Raw genomic sequence first — 4,469 nt, forward strand, 5'->3', positions numbered from 1 at the left:
GAACAAAGGTCTCCAAAACCTTTGGTGTGGGTTCAATTCCTGCTGCCCCTGTTCAAAATGAACACATTACCATTCAGTTATACGTCTAGGAGCTGCCACGGCAGCTCTTTTTGCGATTTCAATTTTTAATAAAGTTGGCATCGCTAATATTCCATTTTTTTATGCTTTGTGCTCGTCAAGACTCGTAAATTCATTTATAATCGTGCAAGATATCGCACAAAATACGTCGTACTAGTGGTAGATGATGTAAATCTAGATTAAGGAGTCTGTTATGACGGTTTATTGCAAGGTTCTTATTGTTGATGACGAGATGTTGGTGCGTCAAGGAATCCGGCATCTCTTGGATTGGGAAAGCGAAGGATTTCAAATCGTGGGTGAAGCTTCCAATGGCAAAGAGGCGTTAGAGATGGTCCATTTGTACCAACCGAACATTGTGTTGACCGATATTGTCATGCCGGTGATGGACGGCGAGGAATTGACGAGAATCGTCAAGGGCATGTACCCGGAAATCGAAATCGTCGTACTCAGCAGCTTCGGAGAATTCGAGTATGTTCGTTCTACTTTTCAGAGTGGCGTTGCTGACTATATGTTAAAGCCGAAACTAGATGCTGTATCTATGTTAGCTGTTTTGAAGAAAACGGCAGAACGAATTCCTGCTTTTCAACATTCAGAATGGAAAAGTGAAAAAAAGCAGTCCGTCGATTACATACTGGACAAGCTCATCTCGGGTTATTCCGTTGATTATGACAGAGATGAAATAAGTACGATATTTCCGTATAGCAGTTTTGTTTTGCTGTCGGTGGTTCAGGATAAATCCGTTTCATTGACTCGGAATGAGGAATGGTTAGAAGCGGCTCTGAAAGCGATCATTCAAAACAAGGGCAAACCCGTCGCTACACGCCGCCTGTCGCATCAAGATGGCTATATTCGCTACCTGCTGAATCTAGACAACTCTGCCCAGGAGGATACCGTCCGGATAGCCCAGCAGTTGGCTCAAGCCAGCGACAAAGGTCATATGTCCATCGTAGTGGCGCTCAGCCGTGTTTTTGAACATATCCATGAACTGAACGATATTTATACCAATGACATGCTGAAAGTGCTGGATCACCGCTTCTTTCTACCAGATCGCAGGCTTCTCATTGTTAATGAATTGGAGAAACAGGCAGAGAAAGGTGAGCCATTCGACATGGAGGCGTTCACGGCAGAACTGAACCATAAGGAGTTCGACCTGGCCTTTGGGCGTCTCAGTGCGTACGCTCATTCTATGAATGGTAGGCTGGATACCGACATGTTCGAGTTCAAATCTTTTTTGGACCACAGCCTGTTTAATATTATTGTTACCTTGAAGCAATTTCACTATGAGGCTAGTGCCTTGGATGAAGGGAAATACGAGTATTTCCGCGCCATTCATGAAGCTGAGCATATTGGGGAAGTTATTCTTTTGTTAGAAAAATTTTTGAATGAGGCCATATCGTGTGTCAGTGATAATCGGACGGGTTCTCCAGGCATACAGAAAATTTTGCAATATATGGACAAACATTTTTCGCAGCCTTTGACCTTAACGGAGGTCGCCAAACACTTCCATTTTAATCCTTCCTACTTGTCTAATTACTTCACTGTTCATAACAAAGAAGGTTTTAATGAATATTTGAACCGGATTCGTATAGACAAAGCTTGTACTTTGCTGCGCGAAAATCCTAATCTCTCCATTTCCGAAATAAGCAATCTCGTCGGATACTCGGATCACAGCTATTTCACGAAAGTGTTCCGCAAGCTGATGGGAATTTCCCCAAGTCACTATCGCAAGAAATAAGTACGAAAGGACTACGATCAATAATGGGAGCATGGGTAAAAAAACTAACCGATCAAAGTCTGTTTACTAAAATGTTCTTTGTGATGGTTGTAAGTATTATTTCCGTTACGATTTTAACCTCATGGGTTACGGTTCAAATGTCGCAGAAGCTTTTCGTCCAAACGTTCAGTATTACCAATTCCAAAATTATCAATCAGATCAAAACGGGATTAGATGCCATTCATTATTCCAATATTAATATTGCCATTAGTGTTGCGCAAAGCGGCGGGATTAGAAGCTTCCTAACGGAGGGGGATACGGATTCGCTAACGAATTTCAAAACGAATTTCAGCATGAGTGAGCAGATGAAGCGAATTCAGTCCGGGATTGGGGCCAAAAACATTGGCATCAGCGTTCTGGGCATGAATGGCAGAAACTACGTGAGCGACGTCACCTACTGGTCGGGTTCCTCGGAGAAGCTGCAGAGCAGCCCAATTACACAAGATGCATGGAAGCAACCGGGTCGTATGTTGTACAGCTTCATGCAGGCGGGAACTTGGGGCTCCAATGAAGATCGGCTCGTAGCCACCAAAGCGCTGCTTTCCTCAGAAAGCAAAGAAGGTTACGGAACGCTCTACATGATGATTAGAGAAAGTGATTTTAAGAAAATCTATGCGAGCTTCACTAGTCAAGGTAATGATGTCATGATTTTGAATCAAAATGGCTTGATTGTCTCTAGCAACAGGGAGGATCTGATCGGAACGATCTCCGAGGAACTCCTGGCAGGCGCCAAGCAAGTGGGCCAATCCCAAACGACAAGTCAAGAAATGACTTTGTTCAATCATGATGTCATCCTTTTGGCCGACTATCTACCGTTGTATGATTACTATCTCGTCAATGTGATTGATAAGCAGATGACACTCGGGCAAATGCTCAATAGGAAGGCCCTATTTATGATAGGCGCTGGTATCGTATTGACGGCTGTGCTTGTTGTCTATTTTATCACTCGTAGAGTTACGCGATCTTTAAGCATGCTTGTTATCAAAATGTCGAACATAACCAAAAAGAATTTCCTCAATTACATGGCTGTGACCGGTTCGTATGAGACAAGAGAGCTTAGCATTGCCTACAACTATATGCTCGATGAGCTTAACGACTATATTATCCAGTTAGTTGAAACGCAGGAGGAGCAGCGCAAGGCAGAGTTAGCCGCGCTTCAGCAGCAAATTAACCCTCATTTTCTCTATAACACGCTGACTTCCGTGAACATTCTGGTGCAACAAGGGAGTAAAGAAAAGGCTACTGAAACAATCCATGCGCTGATTTCGCTCCTGCAAAATACGATTAGCAACGTGAAAGATACCATATCGGTTGAGCAGGAACTATTGAATTTAAAACATTATGTGTTCATTAACCAGGTTCGTTATGGGAATGGCATCAAGGTTGATTATTTCGTCTCACCGGACTGTTTGACGTCACAAGTGCCCAAATTGATGCTTCAGCCATTTATAGAAAATGCGTTTTTTCATGCTTTTAATAAAAAAAGCTCGGGATATATTTATGTCATCATCACGAAGGAAGGGGATACGTTGCACTGTGAAGTCGTTGACAATGGCGATGGCATGGACCTTACGGAAACCAGAAGCGAGCAGCGTACCTCTACGAGTGCCAGGCAACTTTTTACAGGGATTGGCATTCGCAATGTCCATGATCGCATCCTGCTTCTGTACGGAGAGGAATATGGTGTTTCCATCACGAGCACGCTTGGACAAGGAACTAAAATAGCCATTAGTCTTCCCTGGCGAATTTAGCAAGACCCCCCATGTATAGAAATCTAAAGAAAGTACAAATTATAAATAAAGTACCAATATGGTCATTATGATAGCGGATACAATTCACAAGAATTTCGCTAATTATGACAAATTTTTTTCTAACAGAAGGGATTTCCGAGATGCTATTCTTTTAAAAGAAAGCATTTTCAAAAAATCTAAACTACACGGGGGGCGCACATGAAAAAGAAAGTTTCAACCATTTTATTGGCTAGTTTTTTACTGCTGACTGCATGTTCAAGCAAGGCACCTGACACAACAGGTACGGGTACTCCAACTGCAACGGACAAAGGAGCCACGAAAGAAATTACGGTCTGGGCTTGGGATAAGAACTTCAACATTGCAGCGATGAAGCTGGCACAAGAGGCCTATGCGAAGGATCATCCTGACTTGAAAATAAACATCATTGAATATGCACAAGATGATATCATTCAGAAGTTGAACACAGGTTTAAACTCGGGCACAACGACAGGTCTACCGAATGTTGTATTGATTGAAGATTACCGTGCTCAAAGCTTCTTGAAAACGTATCCTGATTCTTTCCAAGATTTATCGGCATCCATTAAAGCATCTGATTTCGCTGATTACAAAATCGGACCAACAAGCTTGAATGGGAAGCAATATGGGGTTCCATTTGATTCCGGGGTAACAGGACTGTATGTCCGTTCCGATTATTTACAACAAGCTGGTTATAAACTTGATGACTTGAAAGATATTACTTGGCAGCAATTGATTGAAATTGGTAAAGCAGTTAAAACTAAGACAGGTAAAGATTTGTTAACGCAGGATCCGAATGACCTAGGGTTGATTCGTATGATGATTCAATCAGCAGGTGCTTGGTATCTGAA

General features: G+C 42.5%; 3 protein-coding genes. All 3 read left to right on the top strand.

The window, feature by feature from the left end:
* Positions 1 to 271: 271 nt before the first annotated feature.
* Complete coding sequence (locus AC1DUA_RS25020; protein WP_477502342.1) at positions 272 to 1,813, top strand: response regulator transcription factor; 1,542 nt, start codon at positions 272 to 274, stop codon at positions 1,811 to 1,813.
* Positions 1,814 to 1,836: 23 nt separating this feature from the next.
* A complete protein-coding gene (locus AC1DUA_RS25025) occupies positions 1,837 to 3,603 on the top strand; it encodes a cache domain-containing sensor histidine kinase (RefSeq protein ID WP_477502343.1) in 1,767 nt (588 codons plus the stop codon).
* Between the two features lie 198 nt (positions 3,604 to 3,801).
* Positions 3,802 to 4,469: ABC transporter substrate-binding protein (locus tag AC1DUA_RS25030; RefSeq protein ID WP_477502344.1), on the top strand; the 668-nt coding region annotated here is incomplete at its 3' end.

It is taken from the genome of Paenibacillus sp. 01T422 (assembly GCF_056398785.1).

Excerpts from the sequence above, each read along its gene's own strand:
- AC1DUA_RS25025 (WP_477502343.1), top strand. The coding sequence starts at position 1,837 with ATGGGAGCATGGGTAAAAAAACTAACCGATCAAAGTCTGTTTACTAAA.
- AC1DUA_RS25020 (WP_477502342.1), top strand. The coding sequence starts at position 272 with ATGACGGTTTATTGCAAGGTTCTTATTGTTGATGACGAGATGTTGGTG.